Annotated in this window: 15 protein-coding genes; 5 read left to right on the top strand and 10 right to left on the bottom strand. The window is 39.1% G+C overall.

What is annotated here, in order from left to right:
• Positions 1–71 precede the first annotated feature (71 nt).
• Genes DI060_RS17070 through DI060_RS17060 form a run of 3 tightly spaced genes read right to left on the bottom strand, consistent with a single transcriptional unit; the run spans position 72 to position 4029 of the window.
• A complete protein-coding gene (locus tag DI060_RS17070; RefSeq protein WP_108978214.1) occupies positions 72–1682 on the bottom strand; it encodes a permease in 1611 nt (536 codons plus the stop codon).
• Positions 1679–2152 carry a ClpXP protease specificity-enhancing factor SspB gene (locus tag DI060_RS17065; RefSeq protein WP_108978213.1) on the bottom strand — a complete coding sequence of 158 codons (474 nt, stop codon included), beginning with the start codon at positions 2150–2152 and terminating at the stop codon, positions 1679–1681. The genes DI060_RS17070 and DI060_RS17065 overlap by 4 nt, the downstream gene beginning before the upstream one ends.
• Positions 2149–4029 (bottom strand): polysaccharide biosynthesis protein, encoded by a 1881-nt coding sequence (locus DI060_RS17060; RefSeq protein ID WP_244594481.1) that lies wholly within the window; start codon positions 4027–4029, stop codon positions 2149–2151. Before DI060_RS17060 ends, DI060_RS17065 begins: the two co-directional genes overlap by 4 nt.
• Positions 4030–4112: 83 nt before the next feature.
• Here DI060_RS17060 and DI060_RS17055 point away from each other — a divergent pair, with 83 nt between their 5' ends.
• Complete coding sequence (locus DI060_RS17055) at positions 4113–4625, top strand: protein NinF (RefSeq protein WP_108978212.1); 513 nt, start codon at positions 4113–4115, stop codon at positions 4623–4625.
• Here DI060_RS17055 and hrpB read toward each other — a convergent pair.
• Complete coding sequence (gene hrpB, locus DI060_RS17050; RefSeq protein WP_108978211.1) at positions 4617–7091, bottom strand: ATP-dependent helicase HrpB; 2475 nt, start codon at positions 7089–7091, stop codon at positions 4617–4619. The genes DI060_RS17055 and hrpB overlap by 9 nt on opposite strands.
• Before the next feature lie 9 nt (positions 7092–7100).
• Positions 7101–7697: a TetR/AcrR family transcriptional regulator gene (locus DI060_RS17045; protein ID WP_108978210.1), complete on the bottom strand. Its 597-nt coding sequence runs from the start codon at positions 7695–7697 to the stop codon at positions 7101–7103.
• Between the two features lie 112 nt (positions 7698–7809).
• On the opposite strand from DI060_RS17045, the gene DI060_RS17040 reads away from it, so the two are divergent.
• On the top strand, positions 7810–8277 hold the full coding sequence (locus DI060_RS17040; protein ID WP_108978209.1) for a PaaI family thioesterase: 468 nt from the start codon (positions 7810–7812) through the stop codon (positions 8275–8277).
• Here the strand turns inward: DI060_RS17040 and DI060_RS17035 are convergent.
• Entirely contained in the window at positions 8248–8868 is a 621-nt protein-coding gene (locus DI060_RS17035; RefSeq protein WP_108978208.1) for a TetR/AcrR family transcriptional regulator, read from the bottom strand. The genes DI060_RS17040 and DI060_RS17035 overlap by 30 nt on opposite strands.
• Before the next feature lie 104 nt (positions 8869–8972).
• Here DI060_RS17035 and ppnP point away from each other — a divergent pair, with 104 nt between their 5' ends.
• Positions 8973–9287: a pyrimidine/purine nucleoside phosphorylase gene (ppnP, locus tag DI060_RS17030; protein ID WP_108978429.1), complete on the top strand. Its 315-nt coding sequence runs from the start codon at positions 8973–8975 to the stop codon at positions 9285–9287.
• A gap of 130 nt (positions 9288–9417) precedes the next feature.
• Complete coding sequence (locus DI060_RS17025; RefSeq protein ID WP_108978207.1) at positions 9418–11199, top strand: sensor histidine kinase; 1782 nt, start codon at positions 9418–9420, stop codon at positions 11197–11199.
• Between the two features lie 13 nt (positions 11200–11212).
• On the opposite strand, the gene recD is transcribed toward DI060_RS17025, so the two are convergent.
• The 4 genes from recD to DI060_RS17005 all read right to left on the bottom strand — a co-directional run bounded on the left by recD (position 11213) and on the right by DI060_RS17005 (position 20277).
• Complete coding sequence (recD, locus tag DI060_RS17020; RefSeq protein ID WP_108978206.1) at positions 11213–12946, bottom strand: exodeoxyribonuclease V subunit alpha; 1734 nt, start codon at positions 12944–12946, stop codon at positions 11213–11215.
• On the bottom strand, positions 12946–16419 hold the full coding sequence (locus DI060_RS17015; RefSeq protein WP_108978205.1) for a UvrD-helicase domain-containing protein: 3474 nt from the start codon (positions 16417–16419) through the stop codon (positions 12946–12948). Before DI060_RS17015 ends, recD begins: the two co-directional genes overlap by 1 nt.
• Positions 16416–19763 (bottom strand): exodeoxyribonuclease V subunit gamma, encoded by a 3348-nt coding sequence (locus DI060_RS17010; protein ID WP_108978204.1) that lies wholly within the window; start codon positions 19761–19763, stop codon positions 16416–16418. Before DI060_RS17010 ends, DI060_RS17015 begins: the two co-directional genes overlap by 4 nt.
• Before the next feature lie 64 nt (positions 19764–19827).
• Complete coding sequence (locus tag DI060_RS17005) at positions 19828–20277, bottom strand: hypothetical protein (RefSeq protein ID WP_108978203.1); 450 nt, start codon at positions 20275–20277, stop codon at positions 19828–19830.
• An 80-nt stretch (positions 20278–20357) separates the two neighbouring features.
• On the opposite strand from DI060_RS17005, the gene DI060_RS17000 reads away from it, so the two are divergent.
• Positions 20358–20917: serine aminopeptidase domain-containing protein (locus tag DI060_RS17000; RefSeq protein WP_209452076.1), on the top strand; the 560-nt coding region annotated here is incomplete at its 3' end.

Raw genomic sequence — 20917 nt, 5'->3', positions numbered from 1 at the left:
AGAGTGTTTCCTTTCACCTTACCGTTTAGACTCCTTAGCCTACGATTCTTCCCACAGAAACACAAGCCTTTTTAGGTTCTTTTTTTGAAGGAACCTGTGGTAAAGAATTGAGTTAGAAAGAAACTAATCCCCAAAAGTGTGTAAGCCAAAGGAAATTGCCATTGTGCAAGTATGGAAAATTGATTCAGAATGGCATTCCCAGCCAATTGGTAGCTATGGATTAAGCCCAAACCAGCGAGAACCGAACCAACAAAACACCAAATCCCTGCTCTGTAAAAATCCTTTTCCAATAGGAAGACAATGATGGCTGCCCAAACCATTGAGGTTAATAAGAAACCTTGGGAAAGAGCAAGCAATCCACTTAGGGCATACGGTAGAAAACTTACATGCTCTCCAATATCCGAAAGAGAGTGGTGGAGTTCTGCCTTGATGCCTTGGTTGCTTAGGATGGTCTGGAGTTGTCGATCCAAAAAGAAAAAGGTATTTTGAATGATGAGGACAGCCCAACCGGCAAGAGCGGGCAATAAACCTATCACAACTGCTGGTGCGTGAAGAGATGGAGTTGCCTGGAAGGCTTGGGCACCAATCACAATTCCAATCCAAAGAACGATAGCCATACCTGCTTCAATCGGAACCAAGGCTTGTAAAATACCCATCAGTCCGAAAAAACATACGATGCTCATAAAAATACCATTTAACACGGAATAACCGTGCTTTGCTCCTAGGCCCTTCCAGCCTGGATGTCCGATATAAATGGTCGTTGGAAATGGTGAACCAAAGAAGGTACCAATGATGGTTCCGAGTCCATTCACTAGAAGTGATGTTTTGGTTGGAAAGGAATCTCCCGAAGCCTCCGCTGACTCTATATTTTGTAAAGAGCCGATCACATTGAAGATGCCCATAGGTAAAATCACCGCTAGATAGGCCTTCATATTCGCTGCATCGAGTACGGAGAAGAGATCCAAGATTGAGAGAGTGGGAAGATAGAATCCTACGGTTTCGACTCCGCGTTGCCAAGCTCCTTCCACAAAAATAGGTGTTCCTAATTTACCAGATATAAAAGCAAGCAAGATGCCAAGGAAAATGGAAACGAGTCCACCAGGTAATCCCAATGGGAATTTTACTTTTCCAAAGTATTGGAGTAATATGATGCCAAGAGGTAAAAAAGCAACAAGTGGGTACTCAAAGGTTTTTAATAAGAAGTCCATTGAGATAAAGGTAATCGCAATGCCTGCTAATGCTGACAAAAGTGCCGCTCTCGGCGTTGATTTTCGAATTCTTTCGGCAATGAAAGATCCAAAAAATTCAATTAAGCCTGATAAAAAAGAAGCAAGTAAACCTGCTTTCCATGCTGCTTTGTAATCATTTGTTGCCTGGTAGACGGGGAACATGACAAAGAACACGAATGCAAACAAAGACACAGTATTGATACCATAGGGAAGAGCGGTCACATCACTTCTATTTTGCTGTTTCCCGATTTGGTATGCCTGCCATGCATAGAAAATATTCCCAATCAAAAGAGAAACCGCAGCACCTGGCAAAACCACCGCTGTGACAAAGGGGAGTGGAAAACCACACAATCCTGTGCAAAGAGCTGTTAAAACCAATAATTGGATGAGATTGTCGACCATTAGGCCAAAAAATCCATCCACATCTCCTCTTGTTATTGTATAAAACTTCATTCGTGTTTTTTCCCCCCGAAGTCTACTCGTATCACATTCCCTTCTTCAGAATAATCATGTTTTTGGTTTGTCGACTTATCTTCATTGTTCAGCTTTTGTTCAGGTTCGGAGCTTAGACCAGAATCCACCTGTAGAAACCTAAGTTGAGTTGCCGCGTTTTGGTATTTATCATACATTCGAAAGATTGCATCCCATGGGATAATGGTTGGTTCCCAGGTACTTCCAAACTGGAGTTCAGCGTAGATATAGTCATTATGGCTTTCAATACTTCGAACGGCTTTGTCACCAAACACGAGTACGATACCAGATTCTTTTTCTGTATTTAGGAGGCCTCGTTTCCCAATTTCCAATTTAGGATGGGGCATTACGTGAATATAAAAAACACCAAACTTTTCCCAGTGTAAATTGAATAGATGCCTTTTGAATTCTCGCAGCGTTAGGATTTCTTCCGGACTTAAAGGTTCGCTCATAGAAATTTTTTACCTATCTTTGTTTCCCAATCAAGATATTCTTCATGTATCTTATACTCGGGGATGATATCTTTGAATGCGAATGGGATTTCCTTTTCCTTATTCGCTTTTGCCAATGAAAATAACTTATTTAATTTATTCTGAAAGAGAAGTAAATTATAGGATTCTAAGGGAGCAGCAATTCTAATCTTAGGGTGGTGGGTTTGTTTGATGCCTTCTTCGTTTAACATCAATTCTTCGAATAACTTTTCTCCGGGCCTTAATCCAGTAAATTCAATTTTGATATCTTTGTGGGGCGTATAGCCAGACAAACGAATCATCTCTTCCGCTAAGGAAAGGATCTTTACCGGCTCACCCATATCCAAGATAAAAATTTCTCCGTGTTCACCCATGGAACCAGCCTGGAGCACCAGTTGTGTTGCTTCTGGAATGGTCATGAAGTAGCGGATCACTTCAGGGTGCGTTACGGTGACCGGGCCACCACGTTTGATTTGTTCCCGAAATCTGGGGATCACGCTACCATTCGAGCCTAGAACGTTTCCAAATCGTACGGTTATAAATTTTGTTTTTGAATTTTGAGAAATATGTTGTAAATAAACTTCTGCAGCTCGTTTGGAAACTCCCATGATATTCACAGGGTTCACTGCTTTATCAGTCGAGATCAATACAAATCGATCGACACCATTGAGACGACACACGTCAGCCACGTTTTTTGTGCCCATCACATTATTAAGCACAGCTTCTGAGGGATTGATTTCCATCATAGGAACGTGTTTGTAAGCCGCTGCGTGGAAGACTACATTTGGGGAATGTTGTTCAAAAATGTATGAAAGTCTGGAAAGATTTTTTACGTCTGCGGCTACAGATTTAAATTGGATTGGTAAATGGGCAAAGTTTTTTCTCAGTTCGTAATCAATTTCGTATAACGGAGTCTCTGCGGCATCTAGCAGAATCAAAGTCCTAGGTTTGAAAAGAGCAACTTGTCGGCAAATTTCGGAACCAATAGAGCCTCCCGCTCCTGTAACTAAGATATCTTTTCCCTCGAGATAAGAACGAATTTCATCGATTTCTAAATCAACAGTGGGTCGACCCAATAAATCTTCCACTTGCACTTCACGCAGTTGGTCTATTTTTGGTTTGTTGAAAAAATAATCGCTAAAGCTTGGCAATATTTTAAACTCAACCCGATTTGATTCGCAAATCTTCATTAGTTGGCTGATCACTCTTCCGTCTGGTTGAGGGACAGTTAAAATCACCTTTCTAATATCATACTTTAAGATAATTTCTTCAGCGGAAGCCGTATCGCCTAAGATCGGAACCCCCTGTATGTAACCACCTACTTTAGCCGCATTATCATCGAGAAAGCCAATGACATTTAAATTTAACTCTTCAAATCTTCGAATCTCGGAGAGAAATGTGGCTCCGAGTTTACCTGCACCAACTAACAATACCGGGATGCCATTTTGTCCTCTGGGCCGAAAAATTTGATATCGTATCATCCTCCAACTTAAACTGCGTAGGCATAAAAAGCCTAACAAGAATAAGGTGTCAAGGATGGGAACCATCCTAGAGATTTGCGAAAAGCGATTGTAAAATAAAATGGCTATCGTTGCAATGAGAGAGGAAAGTAGAGTTGCCTTGATAATTTCTAATAGATCATGGATAGAAGCATAAGACCATAATGAGCGGTAGATTCCAGAAAAGAGAAAGACTAATGTTCTTGTTATGAGAACAATACCTAGACAAATCAGAAATACTCTTTTATTTTCCAAAAAACTCAGGTTTTCGAAGCGCACCACATGTGCTAAAAAATAGGACAAAGTCATAAAGACCATGTCAACGGGTAAGACCCAGTATCTGCGCGGGATCGAATTCATACTGGTATTTAGATTAAAAACTGCAAAATTCCTTGTAAATACAGAATCCATACCGAAGATCAAGAAAAGAGGAAAAAGATTACTTGAACTCTCATCTCATCTACATCGCAGGTAGCCTTTCTGCAGAATTGGGCTCAGAATTGTACCTAAAAATCAAAGAAATGAGCCAGGTTCCCACCGTTTTCTGTGTGGATGGTTCTGAATTAGATGACCTAGATGAAGTTGGAGCCGAGTTTTTGAAAAAGATCGCAACAAAACTCAAAGAGCGATCTTGCCTCTTGGCCTTAGCAGCCTTTCCAAAGCATTTGGAGCCCTCCCTCCAGAGTTTGCACCTCCTAGGCCTTTTCCCAAGTTTCCCCAATTCATCCTTGGCAAGGGCATACCTCGAGGAACAAGCCTTGGCCAAACCTTCCTCAGGGAATCGAAAGGAGCCAACGTCCCTCACCAGGAACAGCGCAGAGCGAGCCATCCATTGTCCGAATTGTGGACAAGGACTCTTAGTCAGAAATGTGGGAGACCATTCTTGTCCAAAATGTCACCATAAATTTTTTGTGAATGCAAAAGGCTGGGTTTCTTCCTACGAACGATTAGCTTAAATTTTGTTTCTTTGTACCTTTCGTTGGCAAGGCTTGCCACGGTTCATCGGGCCAAGGGTGTTTTGGGTATCTACCTTTCAGTTCTTTTTTCACATCAAAGTAGGTATGGTTCCAGAAACTTTCTAAATCACTCGTGACTTGGACAGGCTTTCCACCAGGTGACAATAAGTGGAGGCTCAATTTCAATCTACCCCCAGCAATGCTTGGCGTTTCCCTTAAGCCGAATAACTCTTGTAATTTGACAGAAATTTTTGGCTGTTTGGGATTTGAATAGTCAATGAGAAGTTTCGAGTTTGTGGGTGCGATCCAATAACGAGGGACCTCTTTCTCCAACAGCATTCGTTCGGAGTAACTTAGTAGCAATTCCAAGTGTTCTAATGGCTCACAGTCTAACAATTTGCAATTTGTTTTTTGAAAGTCAAAAAGCGGGAGAAGCCATTCGGAAGCTTTTGAAGCTAACACTTCTTCGGTGAAATCTGATTCTATATAACCATAGGTGCATAAAATTTCGACACGATTCAGGAATGTTTGGCCTCCCGCCTTTGAAGCTAAAAAATTTCTGTAACCATACTTTTCAAAAAAAGATTGGAGCTTCGTTAGGGAATCTTGAGATTTTTCTAGACTTAGATTTGTTTCTGAAAGTACGATCTGTCCCCATTTTTTTTGGAGTACGCATTTAAGGATGGGATCTGGTTTTTCTTCCAAAATACATACCGCCTCTTCCAGAATCCGATTTGGGTGTAGGGTAAAGACCTCCTCTTCGGAAATGGCAATCCAATATTTGATCTCTATATCTTGGTCCCCTTGTTTACCATCCATGACAATGATCCATTTAGGAGGAGTGGACTCCTCATTTGTCCAGATGGCGCCTTGGCCGTTGGCTAGTTTATACCTTTTGTCTGAAGGCTCTCTTAACTTTCCGATTCGATCTGGATAGGCAAAGCTCATACATCCCGAGAGACGGATTGCCTTTTTTTCGGCAGTAGGATTGGCAGCTGGGAGGAGTGATTCGAGTTTTTGGAACATTGTTTTTGCATGGGATAGATTGCCTAAAATTTTCTCTCGGTTTTCCCATAGTTTTGTGAAGTCTTTGTCTACTTCTTCAAACAATCCTTGGGCTTCGAAGAGAAGGGCTATCTCGATCCCCATCTGTTTTTGGCCTAATTCTGCTAGTTTTACGCAAAGTACGGCAAGACGGATAGGAAGAGGAACTGCTACACAAAGTTTTCCTAAGTATGTGAGATTTCCCTTTTCATCTAAACACTGTAAGTTGGTTAGAAGTTCCTTTGCTTCCCAGATATGAGAACGATTGGGTGGGTCTAAAAAGGGTAAATTTTCTAGATCTTCACCCCATGCTTTACAAAAGAGAAGGAGTTGGGATAGATCCGCCTGGACAATGTCAGGTACATCTGCCTCTGAGAAATCTCTTTCTTCCTCCAAAGACCAAAATCGATAGCAATTCCCAGGAGCCTCTCTTGCGGCACGACCAGCCCTTTGTGTTGCGGAGGAGATGCTAATGCGTTTTTTTTGCAAACGATGGAGTCCTGTTTTGGCATCGAAACTGACTTTTTTATGATAACCTGAATCCAAAACTACTCTCACCCCTGGGATCGTAAGGGAAGACTCCGCAATGTTTGTAGCAAGGATCACCTTTCGATAGCCAGACTTTGCCTTTTGGAATACCTTTTCCTGCTCAGCAAAGGAGAGATCTCCATACAATGTGTGAATTTGGATATTTGGTATGGCAACAAATTGAAGGGCTGACTCTGTATCAAAGATTTCCCTTTTCCCCGAGAGAAAGACAAGCACATCTCCCTCTGTCTTGGATAGAATCGTAGGTAAAACGTCTGTTATTCTCTGGTGGATTCTCTTCCCAGAACTTCCCAAGTATTCGATTTGGACGGGATAAACTTTTCCTTGGGTTTGGATTGGTTTGTTTTGGATGCCCCATTTATGAAGTGAGAAGTTTCCAATAGTTGCCGACATCAAAAGAATTTTGAGATCAGGACGAAAAAGCTTTTGGCAACTACGGATAAGAGCAAGACCAAGGTCTGTATCTATATTTCGTTCATGAAATTCATCAAAGAGTATCAATCCATATCCCTTCAATTCTGGATCAGAGAGTAACATCTTTGTCAATATTCCTTCTGTTACAATTTCAATCTGAGTATTTTGGGATACCTTTGTCTCCCAGCGAATGCGGTAGCCTATCGTTTCGCCCAATACACTTCCATGGAGTTGGCTCAGTCTTTTGGCTGCGTTTTTGGTAGCGATCCTCCTTGGTTCAAGCATCAAAATCTTTTTCCCTTCAGTGAGTCCTGAATGGAGAAGCACTAGGGGCAAAACCGTTGTTTTCCCTGAGCCGGGAGGAGATTCTAAAATACTAATCGTATCTTTGAGTAAAGATTCTATAAGCAAATCTTGAACAGCGAGGACAGGATATTCATCCTTGGAAAACGAAATCATATATCAATCTTATAAAGGTAGAATTGCATTCTGGATGACTTGCCTAGCAAAGGGAAGGTTTTTTTGTTTTAAAGCCTGTGCCTCTGCTTGAGGGAATTGTGTTTCTAAGCAAAGATTGGAATATCCATGGACCATGGACCAGCACATAAGTGCGTAAGCTCTTGGTTCTATCTGCTTTTGTTTTTCTTTCAGAGTTTGCCGACAAGCGGATACTAAAACGGAATAAGATTTTATTTGAGCCATCTTTAATTGACTTCCGGGGCTGTCTCGCCGAGTCATAAACATGATTTTATAGTAATTTGGATGTTTCCAGGCAAATTTTATATAAGACAGTCCTAGTTGAATGAGGCCCTCTGTCCGACTCTTTTCTCTTTCAAAAGCTCGTTTCTGGACCTGTGCCAATCTCTGAAAGCCATAGGCCGCCATAACTTCTAAAAGCTCTTCTTTGTCTTTAAAATGCCTGTAAATTGCTGAATGAGAGACTCCAGCTAAATCTGCGACAAGGCGGAGAGTGATTTCGTTTGGCTCACGTTTTACCAATAACTTATGACAGGCTTTAAATAGCGCAGATCGTAAGTCTCCATGATGGTAAGTTTTTCGCTTCATAAATCGAAACTAGAAAAAATGTAACCGTTGGCAACATTTTCTTTACAATGTGACTTCTAAATTTTAATGTGACCATGTGTCACATTAAACCTGAGAATACAAGGAGATCAGTATGACCATTTATGGCAAAGAAGAGGCAGACAAAATTTTACAAGAGATGAGAGCGGGATTCGCCTCTGGTCCCTATCAGATTACAGTACCACCTCCATCCTTTACAGATATGGATGCAAGTATCGAATCCTATGAGAAAAACAAATCGATTGTGGTGGCCTTTCCAGTGAAGTTGAGCCAAACAAATCCCATGGGATTTATGCAAGGTGGTTATATTGCGGCAGCTTTTGACAATGCATTTGGACCACTCAGCTATCTCGTTGCCAAAAAGCCAACGACGACAATTGATATGAATATTCAGTATATACGTAGTGTAAAGGTCAAACAGACGATTCTTGTGAAAGCTACGATTGAAGCTATGGGATTTTCCACCATTCACATGACAGCGGAAATGAAAACCGAGAAGGGCAAACTATTGGCAACCGCTACGACAAACCTCTTAATTCTTCGAATTCCCAATGCCGAGTGATTTGCAAGCACCATAGCGACTTAAGAAGAGATCGACTAACTTCTCTTCATAACCTAGCTCACTATGGTGTGCACAATCCAAAGAAAAAATACCATGTAAAAATACCCTTACAAATAGAAACTCTGCTTCCAAATCTTGTATGCCCAGACTCTTAAATTTTCTCTTGAGAGATTCGCGAAATGGTGCCAGTCGCCGCTCAAAATTATCGATCATTCGTTTGGAGAGGGCAACGGAGGAAGGTTGATATAGACAAACAGAGATCAGAATCATTGTCTTCTTTTCTTGTTTCATGAATTCAAGAGATTTCTGAAAGAACTCTTGTAGGTATTGTACTGGTGGAGAGTTTTCAGGGATGGTGCGGTAAATCGCCTCTTGTTTGCTTAGGTGTTGGTCTAAGATCATTTCGAAGATCTGATTTTTGCTGCGGAAGTAGTTGTAGGCGAGACCCTTGGAAACCTTAGCATGCTTTGCGATCATTTCCATGGTAGTTGCGGAAAATCCATGTTTCGAAAATAGATGTATAGCAGAATTTCGAATCTTCTCGATCGATTTTTCTCGAGCTAAAAGTTTTTTATTTTCTGTTATCGACATTTTCTTTCTTTAGACCTTTTCTGAAAAAAAAGTAAATGCAAACATTTTTTGAGCTTACTTTCTGGCTTTTCAAAATAAGGAGGATTTTCAAAAAGGTAGGAACCATGAGCACTTTTGAGAATGTAACTATAGTTAAAGAAGCCAATGTCTACTATGATGGCAAAGTCACCAGCCGAACCATCCTCTTCCCTTCGGGCGAAAGGAAAACTTTAGGAATTTTATTGCCTGGAGAGTATGAATTCGGTACAGAGGCAAAAGAAATTATGGAAATTTTATCTGGGAAACTCCAAGTAAAATTGCCAGGCTCGGACTGGATCCAAATCAACGGCAAGTACAGTTTTGAAGTGCCCAAAAATTCAAAATTCCAATTAAAGGTAGAAACAACAAGCGACTACTGCTGTTCCTACATAAACGATTGAGATTTGTAATCAATCCTTTTCTTCCCTTTGGAAAGTGGGAAAGAATATTCTACTATTCTTTTTAAGCTCTACCTATACCTTTGCATCAAAAATGGCTTAATCTTTAGATTTGAGCCATGAATATACATACATGAACCTAGATCCAAAAACAATCATTGTTATCAATACATTGGGTTCTCTATTCATGAGTATTGGATGTTTTGTAGCATCCTATGGACAATTGGGGAGATTGATCTATGTTAGAATGTGGGCATATGGAACATTGGTTCAGTGCCTTGGTTGGATTGTTCAGGGAGTGTTGCGAGGAATCATTCCAGATATCATATCCATTTCTTTTGGAAACGCTCTGATTTTAGCCTCAATCGTTTTTTATTATAATATTTTGCGTTTATTTTTCCATCAGGAAGCCTACATCCGGACAAGTATTCTTTTCATTCTTTCTGAAGTGATCGTTTTGGTTCTATTTGTCTCTAGCCATTATGACCAAAAGTTTCGAGTGAGTATTCTATCAATGTATGCGTCCATTCCGTTATTGCTCTCGGTTTGGGAGGTCATCAAAAATGCAAAAGATGAAAACTTCAGTTTATATTTCTTTGCTTTTTTCTGCGCCGTTGCTGGTTTGTTTTTAAGTTTCCGAGTGTATTATTACTTTGTGGAGGATGTAGATCCACGAGCCATCACCTTTGGTCCAAGTAAAATTCAGGATTTTACCTATTTGATTTTCTATATAACATCTATTATGCTTACCTTTAGCTTTGCGCTCGTCTGTATAGATCGATTTGTAAAAGAGCAGGTAAAGAGTGAGGAAAAGTATCGACTCCTAGCAGAGAATAGCTCCGATTTGATTTGGTTATATGATTTAAACCAAGACTCATTTAGATACATTAGCCCATCTGTCCAGCAGATGTATGGCTTATCTGTAAAGAAGGCGATGCGTAAAAAACTGAAGGATATGCTAGAGTTAAAGGAAAGTGAATCATTCTTTAAATTGTTAGAAGAAAGATTGATATTATTCAAATCCAATCCTGACTCAAAACGTTATTATCAGGATGAAATCCAAATCATGCATGCAAATTCTGAAAAGAAATGGATAGAGCTGATCTCTAGCTTTCAAGGAAGTACTGAGAGTGGCATTCAGATCTTGGGTGTAGCTCGAGAGATCGAAAAAAGAAAACAAACTGAATTAGAAAACCAAAAGTATCTTGAAGATTTAAAAACGATCAATTCCACGAAAGATCGATTTCTTTCTATCATTGCCCATGATTTAAAAGCTCCTATTGGTGGTATACATACGTATATCAATATGGTCTTGGAGGATATCCATGAGCAAAGTTTAGAAAAAACAAAAGAGGAACTGAGTTTGTTAAAAGATACAAGCTCGGAACTATTGAGTTTATTAAACAATTTATTGACTTGGGCAAGATCACAAAAGGGAGACATCCCTTTTGATCCTGAACACATCTCATTGTTTAGCGCCGCCAATCGATGCATTCAACTTTTAACATCATCGGCGGAAAACAAGGACATTGAAATTACAAACCAAATTCCGATCAAAACAGTTATTTATGCAGATGAACAGATGTTAGATACAATTCTAAGAAACTTAATTAATAATGCTATCAAATATAGTCACCCTGGAAACAAAGTAATCATTTCTTCCGAAGATTTGGATGATTCCCTTGTGATTCATGTCGAAGATTTTGGAATGGGGATGAATCATGGAACTATCAGTCGTCTGTTCCAATTAGAAAATAAGCAAGCAAGTGCGCCTGGTACCAGAGGAGAAAGAGGCACCGGTTTGGGATTAGTACTTTGCAAAGAATTTATTCTAAGACACCAAGGATCCATTAGCGTACAAAGTGAACGAGAGATTGGAAGTCGTTTTTCTGTTACCTTCCCCAAAGGCAATTGAAAAGACTATAGCTTTATATTTGTAGTCCAGAAAATCGGGCAAGCGAGTTCTTCATACCTTTTTCCCATGTTTTGGGATCTCCTACTAAGATCACTTTCTTTCTAGCTCGAGTAACGGCGGTATAGAGTATCTGTTTTGATAATAATTCTGAACTTTCGGATTCCTCTAAACTTGGTAAAAAAAGAAGGACATGGTCATACTCTGAACCTTGGCTCTTATGGACGGTCAAAAAATAGGCTGGTTCATGTTTTGGGAGTGTATCTAGAGCGAAAGCTAGGAGTTTGTTTTGGATTAGGAATACGGCTCTTAACTCATTGCCTATCAGTAGGACCATCCCAACATCTCCATTGAAGAGCTTTCTAGTTTTATCATTTTCGGTGATCATGAGAGGAAGACCTTCGTAATATAAAGACTCGGAGAGTTTAACCGAGGAGATAGGAAATTTTCGAAAGCTGATTTCGTATTCAACAATTCTTTCGATCTTGTTATGGATTTGTTCTGAGCCGAAAATACCATTCCTAAAAATTGTCAAACATCGAAAGGAGTTTAAGTGTTGCGAAAACTCCGAAATTGGGTATGTAAGTAAATCCTTTAGCTCAGTAAATCTTCGTTTGGTGATCTGCAGAATCGAATTTTGAAAGATCTCTCTCCACAATTCTTCAGTCAGATCTTGTATTGTCTTATGACTGGCTTCATTTTGTTTTAAAATCCAAACCATATCAGTTTTGCTTTGGATGGCTTCTGAAAGTGATGAGACAATGGGTAGTTCAAGACTTGCCTCTGTAGCTTCTTTGACCTCTATGGGGAAAGTCTGTTTCATCCAAGTTTGTATTTGTGAATCCGACCTTTGTCTGGCAGAGTGAACTAATTTTGTAAGGACATTTTTCTTTGTGGAAAAAAGAGATACCATATCAGAAAACACACCTCCAATCTCGACAGAGGGAAGTTGGTTTGGGTCACCCAGCAGAATGACTTTTGTCCGCCTAACATCAATTGCCTCAAATAGTGCACTCATCATCCGAAGGTCAATCATAGATGCTTCATCGACTATCAGCAAACGATGAGGCAATTTTCTTGTCTCTTTGTAAAGGAAACCAGACTCCCTTTTTCTAAATTGTAATAGGGAATGTAAGGTTTGCCCAAACAGCATATCTGAATGAGAAAATTGATTTCCTATGCGATGCTGGATAGATTCCGTAAGTCTTTGCGCTGCCCGACCGGTCGGAGCAATGAGAGCAATCTCCTCTGGTTCAGGAAGTGACTTCAGTTCTTTCAAACATAAGAGTAAGAGAGAGACTACAGTGGTCTTTCCAGTTCCTGGACCTCCAGTGATGATATGGAAGGGTTGGTTCAGGCATGCTTGGATCGCTTGTTTTTGTTCAGGAAAGAGTCGCGTGCTTTCATTTCCTTGAAGGTTTTCCCAGTTCTCAATCATCTGTGCAAAACTGGACTCATCAATTTTTATGGAATGTTGTTCCTCCAAAAATAAACGAATCTGTACCTCTAACTTCTGTTTTCTTTGGAAGATCGAATCTGTATAGAGATATGTCTTGTCCTTGTACTGAAATACCTGGAATGGGTGCGCGATACCCTCTAACAATGAGCTCCATTCCTTTTGAAATTCAACGGCTAAATTACCAATGGAATAAGCATTCTCCAGAGCTATCAGAATGGGGGAAAAATCTCTGGAGCTAGCAAATAAGGATTGTATGGTAATATTTTCAAATGAGACCAAGGGATTTAGCATTAGTTTGTGGCCTCCCAACGAAAGGTAGATTCAATGTATCTCATGATTTTGGTCTCAATCCGCTCGAATCTGTCGCCAGACCATGGGCCTTCTTCGAACTGACCAAAATCTGCATAGACTCCTGAATTTACTTCTCCATTCATCCCTCTTAGGAATAAATACAGAACCCCTCCGAAAGCGGAATTGGCATATTCTCTGCCTTTTAAGGAAATTAGATATTTATGAAATACAAATGCATAAAAATCTCTTTGCAAATCATATTGATTTTGATAAATTCTTTCCTGCAGGTCCGAAAGCTGATACTTGGGTAAACGATCAGATTTATAATCAACTATATAATACTTTCCATTCCGTTCGAACACCAAGTCTATGCTTCCTTTTAAGAAATTTCCCAAATCATCTTTACTATAGGTTTGATTCAATACAAAATGAAAATCCACTTCCCGGCTTAACTGTGATGGATGTAATTCGGATAACATTAATTTTGTTCCATCAGCTAATTGAAAGGGAGTACGAACTGTATTTTTGATGAGTCGGAAGATATGTGTTTTTAAGTCAGAAACTTCAGTATAGAGACTCTCATATCCAAACCAATCGAACTGTTCCTGTAAAAAAGAATCCCAATCAGCAGGCTCGGTTTCATAATGCTCCGAGTTAAAATCTCCAAACTCCAGTTCTTCCAGAATTTTATGTAAGAGAGTTCCAATCTCTGCCGATGAGGGCAAGGGATCAATAGCCTGAAGTGACTCTTCCTGGGATCTGCCTTTGTGGCTCTCAGCATCATCTTCTACTTTGGTAAATTCTTTATGAGAACCTTTCTTTAAGGAGGTATAACTATGTAGGTGTATCCTTTCATGAAGCGAAACATTCGGCGCCTCTAAAAAATGGATTTCTGTCTGCCTTGTTTGGATCTCTTCTTTTGGTTCCCATTTAGGATTTGGTTTTGGAATTTTTTCAATTCTGCGCCTGGAAATTTTTCCATTGTTTGTATCACATCTTTGTACCAATGGTGCAAGAATCAGATCAAAATAATTTATTTTTTTGCCAACTTCAAAGAAATGTAAATAAGAACGAATTTTAGCGCGCGTTAGAGCAACATAATATAATCTTTTCGTTTCGTTTAACTGAGTTGCTTTGTATAGGTCATCGTTTTCATTCCAAAAACTCAGTTGCCATTTTTGATCCTCATCTTGGTACTCATACAAAGAGTGTTTCCCAGGTCCTTTTAAATCAAAGAAAAATGTGATCGGCCATTCCAATCCTTTGGCGGCATGCATGGTCAATATTTTTATCGTATCCTTTTCTGTTTCTTGGTCAAAGAGCGGTAGACTCTCCTCAGCAACCTTTCGATCCTGGCTTCTCCATTCCTTCGCTATTGTTATCAAATCTTCAAGAGTAGATTGGCCTTTTATCTGCTCTTCCAAGAGACTTTGGAAGATTTGCCGAAAATTGGTGATCTTTCTCTCCCACATCAAATCTTTTGTGTTAGTTGTGAATAAAATGCGTGATTCTTCAATGATCCTTTTGAAAAGTTCAGAGAATTCTCTTGAAATTACTAACTTTCTCCATTGGTCTATCAATTTTTTTTCGTAGGATTCAATGCTATGTTCATCGAATTTGATGAGGTCGTATGGAGAGATCAAAAATAAATCACTCAGCAATAATTTTCGGTAAGATGCTGGATCATTAGGATCGGAAAGGCATTCAAGAATAGTGATGACTTGGTCCATTTCCTTTGATTGGTAAATACCTGTTTGTTTATAAAAAGAACAAGGTAGATTGTTTCTTCGCAGAAAATCTTCTGTCTTTATGCCATCCTCATTGGTCCTTACGAGAATGGCAAAATCAGATAGTTTAATCTTGGTTAATTTCCCTTCCCGTAGATAAGAAAAATCATTGATCATTAGATTTTGGATTTCTGATACGATAAATTGTAGCCATGCTTTGATACGATCCTCTTTTCTAGGAAGGGGAATCTTAAAATCTATGATTTGAAAGGGAGGCTCATTTTGTTCCGAGGCTAAATCTACCTTTCTAGACTCTAGTGTGGGCGCAGATATTTCTTCGTATTCGATAGGAAAGGACATACCTTCTTCTAAGATAGGAAAGAGAGATGTTTCACTTTTGAAAAAAACATTCATAGCTTCGATCAAAGAAGGTACCGAACGGAAATTGGTTTGCAATTTTTGGATACGTGTTGCCTTAGACTTTGCATAGTCATAGGTCCGCAAGTCGGCTCCCCGAAAGGAGTAAATAGACTGCTTTGGATCCCCAATCATGTAAAGGACCTGATTTTCTTTGCTAAATATTGTTTCGAAAATCTGGAATTGGTTTCTATCTGTATCCTGAAATTCATCCAGTAGACAAAACTGGAATTGATTTTGCAGCTCTTCTAAAAGTTGTTTGTTGTTTATAAGTGATTCCTTGAGCAAGAGAATCATTCTATCAAAAGAAAGGTATTTACCGGAATTAAATCGGTTTTTTGTTTCGCTGGCTATGTGGTAGATGGTTCGAATCAGGAATTCTTGAATAGGTAGACTTTGTAAACATAGTTCCAGCTTGGAAATCATCTCGTTTACTAGGCTTGTATGCTGCAACACATCCGATCTAGGCGCTGGGTCAACTCCTGCTGTTTTCCTTTTCGTAAAATCTTCAGGTGAGAGGAAGGCAGATGCAGCTGAATCCACTGTATGAAATGGAGAAACTTGCAATCTCGATATGAGTAAAGAAAGTTGAAATACGATATCTGTATTTTCCGCAGGAGACTCTGAGTCTAGCCCCTCTAATAATCCCTGCAAAGTCTCACTCTTTTTTTGGCCCTCCTTGAGTAATTTCCCACTTTGTTGAAAATCATAGCTTTCTTTGATTACAGTACGTACGATAGTTAAGAGTTGATTCCAATCTTCCTTTGGAATGAACGAAGAATCCTCTAATTGAATATCTGGATTTGGTTTCAGTGCATATTCTTTTCCAGAGAGAATTTTCTTTGCTGCAAATAAAACAGTTTCTTCCCATTGGGAAAAAAATTGACTAGCAAGAAGGTAGCAGCTAAGCATTTCCCTTGAGACGGAAAGAGCCGACCATTCGTTGTGCTCTAGGTCTCTCAAAACCTCTGCTAGAACATCTTCTTCTTTTACTAGTTTCCAATCGTCCCCTAAATTTGTTTCAATTGGATAATCTGCGAGTACGGAATTGCAAAATCCATGAATCGTGGAAATTTTAACTTGGTCTATTTCGAGCAGATAACGTTCAATAGATGAATCATTTGGATTGTTTTGGAGAACACTTTGTATTTTTTGCCGAAGACGAGATTTCAATTCTCCGGCTGCTTTTTCGGTGAATGTCAAAACCAAAACTTTTAAAAGAATATTCTCTTTTTCATTTTTGTGTTTTAACATAAGATCCGAGAGAATTTCCATGATCCTATATGTTTTGCCAGTACCCGCAGATGCCTCAATGAACTCTATACTCATGCAATCGTACCTTCTAGGCAAAGAGGTTTATAAAAATTGATTAATTCTTCTAATTTAGGTAATCCGAGCTTTTCTTCTAGTTCAGGGTATAATTTCAAAATGTCCGACAAGTTCTTTTTTAATTGAAAAAAATTCTCTTTTGCAAACTCTTCCCAATGCTCGTTAGTTTTCTCAGAGATTGAAAGAGGTTCTTTTGTTTTGGTATGCGCAATAAAATCCTGTAAAAAAGAACGAGGATAAAAGTACAATTCGTCAGAAGTAAATAGATGTAGAAGTCTCTCGAAATGCTCTTTTTCCAAGCCTTTTAAACCAAAATCTTCTAAAGATATGCTTGGCTTTTTTTGAGATTGATCTTTAAGGAGAAAATATTCAGCACGTAATCCACTCAAAGAAAAGAAATACAGCCCAACCCAAATCTCAGACATTTTGCCAAAATAGTCTCTGATAATGGTATAGGGGAACTCACTTCGATATGCCTCCATTTTGAGATAGATTGATTTTGTGTAAAAAAGAATGAGATGATCCTCTTTTTTATAGATATGTTTCCATTCTCCAAATAACTTTTGGTCTCTACCAAGCAATAGATGGGGTAGTTTGAGTGCTCCTGGATCAACCAGACCAGTATCACCAACGCAAGCATACGTAAAATACTTATACCCTTCGAGTCTTTCTTTCCAGGAGAGCCAAATGCTCCTTTCAGACAACATGTCAGAGAGAATTGTTTCCCTTTCTACAAGCGAGAAAGCATATTCTGGGAATCTTCCATTTCGTTTTTCGACCGATATAACATTCGTTATAATATCTAATAATTGATCTCGTGTATAAGAAAATGAAGGATTTGTGAGAATCGGTATGATCGAATCATACACCAAGGATTTGATGCGGTAGCGCGAGAGATTGTCTAGATAAAATGTTTCTTCTGGAAGTGTTTTATTTTCTAGATCAACATACATTCCCAATTTTTTCCGCAAGGTGAATTGCATGGGATCTTGCAAAAATGAAATCAGATCCGTGTGCTGAATGGCTTTTGGTTTTGCGGGCAAAACAGGTAAAGCTAAATCACTGGTATTTTGGAATTTGGGTAGTAAATCTACTGCAAAGTCATTGGAACTGATCCATTTCCGAGTGAAATCGAATGAAATAAAGCCCTTTTTGAGACTCTCTTCATCATGTATGTAACTTGAACTGTAGTTTGTAATTGGAAATTCAATCTCTTGTGGAGAACCCACCGCTTTTTTCAAACTTAGATAGGAAGAACAAGGCTCAAATATCTTATCCTCTTTTGTATCTCTTCCCACATAACTAAAAGTAATGGAAGTTTGTGCAGAAAAAATACTTTCCCAAAGCAAAGATTCTTGGATTTCACGTCGACCCAAATCCCATTCTTCTTGTTTTTGGTTCCGCAGGTTGAGGGGAGATCGATCTAAATTGCCTGGGAATTTTCCTTCCCCTAGGCCGATTATGTAAACATGTTTAAAGGGTATTGGTCGCATTGGCTGGAGTAGGGAAATGGAAACTCCCGCAGACAGATAACTTCCTTTTTTCACTTTTATATTTGAAAAAACTTGGGTAGTGATCGCTTCGAAAAGTTCCAAATATTCTTCCTGAGGGAGACGAATTCCTTCCCATGATTTCAATTCAGCAAAATAAGCTGTGAATTCATCTATCTCAGACTCGGATGTTTTGTGTACCTGAAAGAATTGAACTAAATGCCTAACGATCTCTTCGAGGTGTCTTGCCGATAATTCACCATATCGTAAACAAGAATTGATTGATTGAATGGTTTCTTTCAGCTGCCTCCAAAATGGGATGAGAATGGACAAGAGTTCAGACTCAGAAATTGCCAAGCCTGTGATGGAAAATTCTTGTTCCAGCCTATCTTTCGCAAGCAGATGGTGGCTCATCCATCGTTTGAGACCCTCTTCGATTTGGGCAGAAGCATCATTATATTTGTTTTGCGGATCAAAATACGAAATAGAAAGTTCCTGGAAGATAGAGGAAATCTCCTCCAAGTTTCCGAACAATGGATCTCTGTTAGAAAAGAGCGGATTTTGTAAGAGAGCCAGAAGATTATCCACTTTGAATCCCTTGGGGTGGCAGAGAGGCCAAAAATCTTGGAGCGCCTTACAGACATTTGACTGATCTTTGGCATTTAAATCGACCAACGAATAGGGAATCTTTTGTCTATGTAAAGTTGAACTATCCTTTTCAGTTCTTTCGACTAAAATCCCTCCATCAAACACCCATTCTATGGAAGATCGGTAGGTGCTGATATCTGGTAGAAGAATTGCAAAATCAGTCAAACGCAATCCTTCTCCATTTTTTTCCGAGACAGATAATTTGTAGAGAATATCATTGGCAACAATTTCCAATTCTCTATACCGTGATGGGGCATTCCAAAACCGTACAGAATGGTCAGAAAGGGAAAGTTCTGTTGAGGGAATGCCAATCAAAGCTTTCTTTAAACGATTGAGGTCTAAGGGAGATGATGAATCCTCAAGGGGTAATGGCTTGCTTGATTGCGCTATCGATTTTAACCTTTGGTTCAAATAAACATGGGGACGTGACCATTTTCGAAATTCACTCCCTTCAGCATGTTCCAATAGTTTTTCAGATGAAAATTGATAAAAATAGATATCAATGTTTTGTGCTTTGGAAATCCTTTCTAAAAATTCTAGGTATACATAGGATAGATTGGATAAACAAAATAAATGAACGCTTTGGTTTTCAGCAATCTTAGCCTCGTCCCATGCGTGCAGAAATAATTGGCCCCTTGGGATGCTCTCTTGGTTTACAAACAATGACTGGTAAATCAGCTTTTGGATTTTTGCGTATGGTAGGGATTCCATCTCGCTGAAAGACTGACGAATGTTAAATGTTTGAAAAAATGGAATTTGATGTTCACTATCCCACTCTTGGATCCAGTAGGGTCTATTCAATTCATAGTCTTTAAAATAGGCTGCTAACTTTCTACTCAAAGAATAGATTTTATTGGGTGATTTTAAGTACGAATGCAAAAATTCAAATTGCTTTTCATTCCTGTGTTTGAGTAAAAAAGCAAAAATATGTCTTTCCATTGCAGAAAGATCTATCGTTTTTTTCCTTAAAGATGGCTTATAGAAACTAGATATCCATTTTTCCAAGAAAAGAAACTTTAGGTTGATCGAGAGTTTGTCTTTGGAATACTTTGGCAGGTTCAGACTCAACCATCTTTGTATGTTTGGATTTGGAACGATGATAAGTGGAGATGAAAGAGGAGATTTGATCTGGTCTTCCCGAACGGAAGAATACATTTCTATGGCTAGCCGGTTCAGATCTAAACAATATTTATGTACAATGGGCATTGTCGTAACTTTCTTTCTAGCCAAATCCTAACAGTAGGCTAGGACAAAATAGGCACGGTTTTCATTATCTGTGGAAATGTAGGTCTTTTTCAAATTGGACTTTTCCACCAGGGTATGTGATAAAATATAAACATTCGCAAGCATACCATTCGCCATCACTCAGAGTAGGTTCTAGGATGGATTGGCATTCTTCCAAAACAGGTTTTAATTGCATGGAGATGAGATGAGTTTCGAAGGCTTTAGACTCCTCCTTTGTTATGTTATGTGCATTGGTAATGATGAACTTTCTCCATAGGTAGGGAGATTTGGCATACAAATCTGCTGACTCACGGCAACTACTTTGCCTCATACTTAAACTTTCTACACTTTTTGCCTTTTCACTTGCCTTTCCAGGTATACCTAAATAGAATCGATCTTCATTTCCAAAATGCTTCCATTCGCTTGGATAGGGTTTGTTTGCGCTATGGCAGGCAATTAGAAGCAAAAGAGAGAAAATACCTACGAATTTCTGCATACGATGATTGCCCAGGATAGAATTCGTTTGTCAACTGATTCCAAGGCATAAAATGTCGATAATGCCCTGCTATTGGCAGTTTGAATCCAAAATTTATGCCAGACTTTTCACCACTTCCATTTCTCTCAGGCCCGATGGCTCAGTCATTTCTTGCTTCCTACAAAAGCAAAACAGATGTTCGTTTGGGAGTACCGAAAGATAGTGTTTGGAAACTGATCCGTACACCCGAACAAGTATCTCTCCTATCTCTTTGGAATGAATGTCCAAATCCAAAGGGATACATTCTCATGATACATGGATGGGAAGGTAGCCATCTGTCTAGTTATATGGTGCGCACCAAACAATTTTTTTTACGAGAAGGTTATTCCATCATTCGATTGAATTTAAGAGACCATGGAGAAACCCATCATTTGAATGAAGGGCTTTTCAATGGAAGTTTACTTCAGGAAACGTACTCCGCAGTTTATGAAATTTCAAAAATGATCCCCAAAGGAATGCCACTGTTTTTACTAGGATTTTCATTGGGTGGAAACTTTGTACTCAGAATTGCAAAGTCACATAGTGAAAGTCCAAAACAAAAACAAATCCAAAATCTCAAACATAGTTTTTCGATCAGTCCAGCTCTAGATCCTTTGGCAGC

It is taken from the genome of Leptospira ryugenii, from assembly GCF_003114855.1.
Classification (GTDB): Bacteria; Spirochaetota; Leptospiria; order Leptospirales; family Leptospiraceae; genus Leptospira_A; species Leptospira_A ryugenii.
Note: the sequence above shows the minus strand (reverse complement) of the source record. Positions and strands in the feature narration are given on the sequence as shown.